This is a genomic window from Pseudomonas sp. UBA6310, from assembly GCF_002438225.1.
GTDB classification, from domain to species: domain Bacteria; phylum Pseudomonadota; class Gammaproteobacteria; order Pseudomonadales; family Pseudomonadaceae; genus Pseudomonas_O; species Pseudomonas_O kuykendallii.
In genome coordinates, this window is the sequence record NZ_DJTK01000053.1 from 89155 (window position 1) to 94327 (window position 5173).

Annotated in this window: 6 protein-coding genes and 1 pseudogene; 3 read left to right on the forward strand and 4 right to left on the reverse strand. The window is 68.1% G+C overall.

What is annotated here, in order from left to right:
- Positions 1-243: pseudogene (locus B3E91_RS13045) on the forward strand (hypothetical protein); the annotation flags it as partial.
- A gap of 27 nt (positions 244-270) precedes the next feature.
- On the opposite strand, the gene B3E91_RS13050 reads toward B3E91_RS13045, so the two are convergent.
- The 4 genes from B3E91_RS13050 to msrP are packed head-to-tail and all read right to left on the reverse strand — an operon-like array spanning position 271 to position 3960.
- A complete protein-coding gene (locus B3E91_RS13050) occupies positions 271-1656 on the reverse strand; it encodes a heavy metal sensor histidine kinase (protein ID WP_287029822.1) in 1386 nt (461 codons plus the stop codon).
- Positions 1635-2324 carry a heavy metal response regulator transcription factor gene (locus B3E91_RS13055; RefSeq protein ID WP_273230526.1) on the reverse strand — a complete coding sequence of 230 codons (690 nt, stop codon included), beginning with the start codon at positions 2322-2324 and terminating at the stop codon, positions 1635-1637. Before B3E91_RS13055 ends, B3E91_RS13050 begins: the two co-directional genes overlap by 22 nt.
- The gene (msrQ, locus tag B3E91_RS13060) at positions 2324-2947 is read right to left on the reverse strand and encodes a protein-methionine-sulfoxide reductase heme-binding subunit MsrQ (protein ID WP_287029830.1); all 624 of its coding nucleotides are present in this window, start codon (positions 2945-2947) and stop codon (positions 2324-2326) included. The genes B3E91_RS13055 and msrQ overlap by 1 nt, the downstream gene beginning before the upstream one ends.
- A 2-nt stretch (positions 2948-2949) precedes the next feature.
- Positions 2950-3960 (reverse strand): protein-methionine-sulfoxide reductase catalytic subunit MsrP, encoded by a 1011-nt coding sequence (gene msrP, locus B3E91_RS13065; RefSeq protein ID WP_287029823.1) that lies wholly within the window; start codon positions 3958-3960, stop codon positions 2950-2952.
- Between the two features lie 202 nt (positions 3961-4162).
- Here msrP and B3E91_RS13070 point away from each other — a divergent pair, with 202 nt between their 5' ends.
- On the forward strand, positions 4163-4771 hold the full coding sequence (locus B3E91_RS13070; protein WP_287029824.1) for a hypothetical protein: 609 nt from the start codon (positions 4163-4165) through the stop codon (positions 4769-4771).
- A 53-nt stretch (positions 4772-4824) separates the two neighbouring features.
- The coding region (locus B3E91_RS13075) for a cytochrome b/b6 domain-containing protein (RefSeq protein ID WP_287029825.1) at positions 4825-5173 on the forward strand (349 nt) is incomplete at its 3' end.

Consider the following 5173-nt stretch of genomic DNA (forward strand, 5'->3'; position numbering starts at 1 on the left):
GACTGGAGCGAAACCGAGCGTGCGGAGTTCTACGACGACGCCGACCCGCAGGCATTCTTCGAGGCGCTGATCGAGTGCGAAGCCAAGCCGGCGTCGAAGGCGTTCTTCATCGCCGAGGCTGGCGATTACGCTGCGGTGATGTCGCCGGCCGGAAAGGTGCAGATGTATTACCTGCTGGAATCCGAGGAAACCGACGAAGGGCTGCGCTGCGTGCTGCTGCGCGACGACGAGCTGGACGCCTGAGACCGGCGGTGACGGGCGGCGCGCCGGTCAGGCGACGTTGAAGCGCAGTTCGAAGCGGATGCGCCGCGCGCCGTCCTGGCTGACGCTCACCGAGCCGCCGTGCAGACGCATGATCGCCGCGACGATGGCCAGGCCGAGGCCGTTGGACTCACCGCCCTGGCGTGCCAGGTCGGCGCGGTAGAAGCGGTCGAACAGCCGCTCCAGTTGGCCGGGATGCAGCGGCGAACAGCCGTTCTCCACCTGGATCAGGCAGGCGCCCTTCTCTTCCCGCACGCGGATGAGGATTTCGCTGCCGGCGTCGGCATAGCGGATCGCGTTGGCCACCAGGTTGCTCAGGGCGCGGCGCAGCAGCATCGGATCGGCGCGCAGGCGGCCACCGCCTTCGTGGCGCAGCTGCAGCTGGCGTTCGTCGGCGAGGCCCTCGAAGTAGGCGACGATGCGCTGGATTTCCTCTTCCAGCTCCAGCTCGCGCAGGTCGAGAACCGCCTGGGCATCGTCGGCGCGGGCGAGGAACAGGATGCTTTCGACCATCCGCGCGATGCGCTCCAGCTCGTCGAGGCTGGAGGCCAGCACGCCCTGGTATTCGTCGACGCTGCGCGGCTGCTGCAGGGTGACCTGGGCGGTGCCCATCAGCGAGCCGACCGGCGTGCGGATCTCATGGGCGAGGTCGGCGGAGAACTGGGTCAGGCGCCGATAGCCGTCGTCCAGGCGTTCGAGCATGGCGTTGAAGGCCTGGCTCAGCTGGCTCAGCTCCACCGGCGTGTCGGCCAGTTGCAGGCGGCTGTGCAGGCGCGCCGGGGTGATCGCCGCCGCCTGTTCGGCGATCCGCCGCAGCGGGCGCAGGCCGCGGTGCAGCAGCAGGAAGCCGAGCGCCGCGGTGAGCAGGAAGGCCAGCACTACCGCCGCGCCGATGCGCCAGCGGAAGGTTTCCAGCATGGCCATTTCCTTGACCAGCAGGTGCGCGGCGGTGATCCGCACGTCGCGCCCGTCCAGTTGCACCCGCGCCTGGGCGGCGCGCAGCGGAACATCGCCGGGGGCCACGCCGCTGTGCAGGTCGGCGAGGCCCAGCGGCTCGCCATCGGCCACCGCCTGCAACGCCGGCAGCGCGGCGCCACGCGGGTTGACGTTGATCAGCGGCGGCTGGCCGGCCTCGCCGATGAGGAAGATGTCGTCTTCCGCGCCGAGCATGTTCTCCACCAGTTGCGGGCTGGCCTGCAGCTGTTCGAGGCTGAGGTCGTAGTGCAGCAGCTTGCGGAAATGATCGAGACGGGCGAGCACGCCGTAGTCGCTGCGCTGCAATAAGGTCGCCTGCAGCGAATGGTAGAGGTACATGCCGGCACCGCCGACGGTGAGCATCGCCACCACCGCGAAGGCCAGGCTGGCACGCAGGATCAGCGAGGGCTGGCGTCGCACGGGCGCACCTCGCAGAGGTAGCCGATGCCGCGCACGGTGTGGATCAGTTTGCTTTCGTAGGGGTGGTCGACCTTGGCACGCAGGCGCTTGATGGCGACGTCGACGACATTGGTGTCGCTGTCGAAATTCATGTCCCAGACCTCGGAGGCGATCTGCGCGCGCGACAGCACCTCACCCTCGCGGCGCAGCAGCAGGTGCAGCAGGGCGAACTCCTTGTTGGTCAGGGTGATCGGCTGGCCCTGGCGGGTCACGCGGCGGCGCAGCAGGTCCAGTTCCAGGTCGGCGAGGTGGAAGTGGTCAGCCTCGCGCACCACGCCACGGCGCAGCACGGTGCGGATGCGCAGCAGCAGCTCGGTGAAGGAGAACGGCTTGACCAGATAGTCGTCGGCACCCAGCTCCAGGCCGCGGATGCGGTCCTGCAACTGGTCGCGCGCGGTGAGGAAGAGCACCGGCACGTCCTGCTTCTTGCGCAGCACCTCGATGATCTGCCAGCCGTCGATGCCGGGCAGCATTACGTCGAGCACGATCAGGTCGTAGCGCTGCTCCAGCGCCAGGTGCAGGCCGTCGGCACCGTGCTGCGCCCAGTCCACCTGATAGCCGGATTCGCCGAGGCCCTTCTTCAGGTACTCGCCGGTCCGGGTATCGTCTTCCACCAGCAGGATGTGCATCAACGCGACACCTGCGCCGGGGCCGGGCGGGCGCCACGCAGTTTTTTCAGCAGGCGGCTCGCCGGCGGCAGGCGCAGCGCCAGCAGCAGCGCGCCGCAGCTGAAGTAGACCAGCCACAGGCCGATGTCCGAGCGGACGATCCAGAGCATGTGCAGCAGCGCCAGGCCGAGCACTGCGTAGACCAGCCGGTGGAGCTTCTTCCAGCGCGCGCCGAGGCGCCGCATGCTCGCCCGGTTGGAGGTCAGCGCCAGCACCAGCAGGCCGCTCCAGGCCAGCGCGCCGACGATGATGTACGGTCGCTTGCGCAACTCGACGGCGAGCTGGGTGAAGTCCAGACCGAGGACGAACAGCAGGTAGGCGACCAGGTGCAGGCAGGCATAGGCGAAGGTCCAGAGCCCGAGCTGGCGGCGGATGTGCGCCCAGCCGGACCAGCGCGTGGCCCATTGCAGTGGCGACAGGCAGAGCGTCAGCAGCAGCAGGATCAGCGCGCCCTGGCCGAGACGGTCGAGCAGCACCTTGCCCGGGTCCGGCCCGAGGGCATTGCTCAGCGCCTGATAGAACCAGACCAGCGGCGGGATCAGCGCGGCGAGGAACACCCCGCCGCGCAACAGGGGATGGCGGATCATCAGTAGTACTTCGCCAGGTCCATGCCCTGGTAAAGGCTCGCGACCTCGTCGCCGTAGCCGTTGAACATCAGCGTGTCGCGCACGTTGGGGCTGAACAGGCCGCTGGGCAACCGGCGCTCGCGGGCCTGGGTCCAGCGCGGGTGGTCGACCTGCGGATTGACGTTGGCGTAGAAGCCGTACTCGTTGGGAGCCAGGTTCTGCCAGGTGGTGTAGGGCTGCTCCTCGACGAGGCTGATGCGCACGATCGACTTGATGCCCTTGAAGCCGTACTTCCACGGCACCACCAGACGCAGCGGCGCGCCGTTCTGGTTCGGCAGCACACGGCCGTACATGCCCACCGCGAGGATCGTCAGCGGGTTCATCGCCTCGTCCATGCGCAGGCCCTCGCGGTACGGCCAGTCGATTAGACCGAAGCGCGATTTCTGCCCGGGCATGTGTTCCGGATCGCTGAGGGTCTCGAAGGACACGTACTTCGCCTTGCTGCTCGGTTCGGCGCGCTTGAGCAGATCGGCCAACGGAAAGCCGAGCCAGGGAATCACCATCGACCAGGCCTCGACGCAACGCATGCGGTAGATGCGCTCTTCCAGCGTGTGCGGCTGGACCAAGTCTTCCAGGCTGTACTGCCCCGGCTTGCCGACCGCGCCGTCGATCTTCACCGTCCACGGCTCGGTCGGCAGGCCGCCGGCATTGGCGGCGGGGTCGCCCTTGTCCGGGCCGAACTCGTAGAAGTTGTTGTAGTGGCTGGCATCCTGGAACGGCGTGATGCTCTCGCCCGCCACCTCCATGGCCTTCCAGCGCGCGCCTTCGAGTTTCTGCGCGAACCAGCCCGGCGGGTTGCCGGGTTCGACGCCCTCGTAGCCGGAGGCCGGCGCCTGCGCCCAGGCCGGCAGCGCGGCACTGCCGAGCAGCGCGGCACCGGCGCCCATGAAACGGCGGCGCGACAGGTAGACCGACTCCGGAGTGATCTCCGAGGAATCGCAGCGCGAACGCGGTGGAATTCGGATCAGCATGCAGGCCTCCTCGGTGAAAACCGGGTATCGGAATCAATCGGACGACAGCGCCGCCCTGGGGTTCGGCGCGCTGTCCCGTGGGCCGATTCTAGCCGGGCGGGTCTGCCGCGTTGGTTACATTTTTGTCATCCGCGGGTCATCTTCGCGACCCCTGCCGCGACCGAGGATGGCGGTGTCAATCCGACGCCATGAGGACAATCCCATGCACAAGAAACTCCTGCTCGGTTCCGCCTTCGGCCTGCTGTTCGGCGCCGCCGTGTTCGCCCAGGCCGCCGACATGAAAGTGGTCAAGCCGATGCGCGGCACCGTCGACAGCGTGCAAACCGACACCCTGAACTTCACCAGCCGCAGCGGCCAGAAGCAGAGCATCGCGCTCACCGAGAAGACCGCCCTGCGCGCCGTATCCAAGGCCAAGCTGGACGACATCGCCGCCAACAGCTTCGTTGGCTCGGCCGCCACGCCGCAGCCCGATGGCACGCTCAAGGCGCTGGAAGTCACGGTGTTCGAGGCCAGCCTCAAGGGCTCCGGCGAAGGCCACTACGGTTGGGAAAACGCCGATGGCAGCACCGGCACCATGACCAACGGCACCGTCGGCGCGCTGAAGAAGGCCAACGGCCGCACCCTCACCGTGCAATACAACGGCGGTGAGAAGCAGTTGGTGGTGCCCGAAGACGTACCGATCGCCTACGTCGAACCGGGCGAGCGCAGCCAACTGGTGCCCGGCGCGAAGATCGTGCTGTTCCCCACCCCGGACGGCAAGAGCGCCGCTGCCATCGCCGTCGGCAAGGACGGCTTCACCCCGCCGATGTAATCCGCCGCGGCGCGGCCACGCCTCGCTGGCCGCGCCCGCCACGGGAGACGCCCATGAGCACCCGACGCATCCACGCCTGGCCGGTGCGCCTGACGCACTGGCTGAACGCCTTCGGCATGTTCTGCATGATCAGCAGCGGCTGGGGCATCTATAACGCCTCGCCGCTGTTCGGCTTCCATTTTCCCGCCTGGTCGACCCTCGGCGGCTGGCTCGGCGGCTCCATCGCCTGGCACCTGGCGGTGATGTGGCTGCTGGTGATCAACGCCTTCGCCTACCTGCTGTATGGCGCGTTGAGCCGGCACTTCGCCCGCGACCTGCTACCGCTGAGCGTCGGCGCGGTGCGCCGCGACCTGTTCGCCGCGCTGCGCCTGAAACTTCACCATCGCCTCGGTCACTACAACG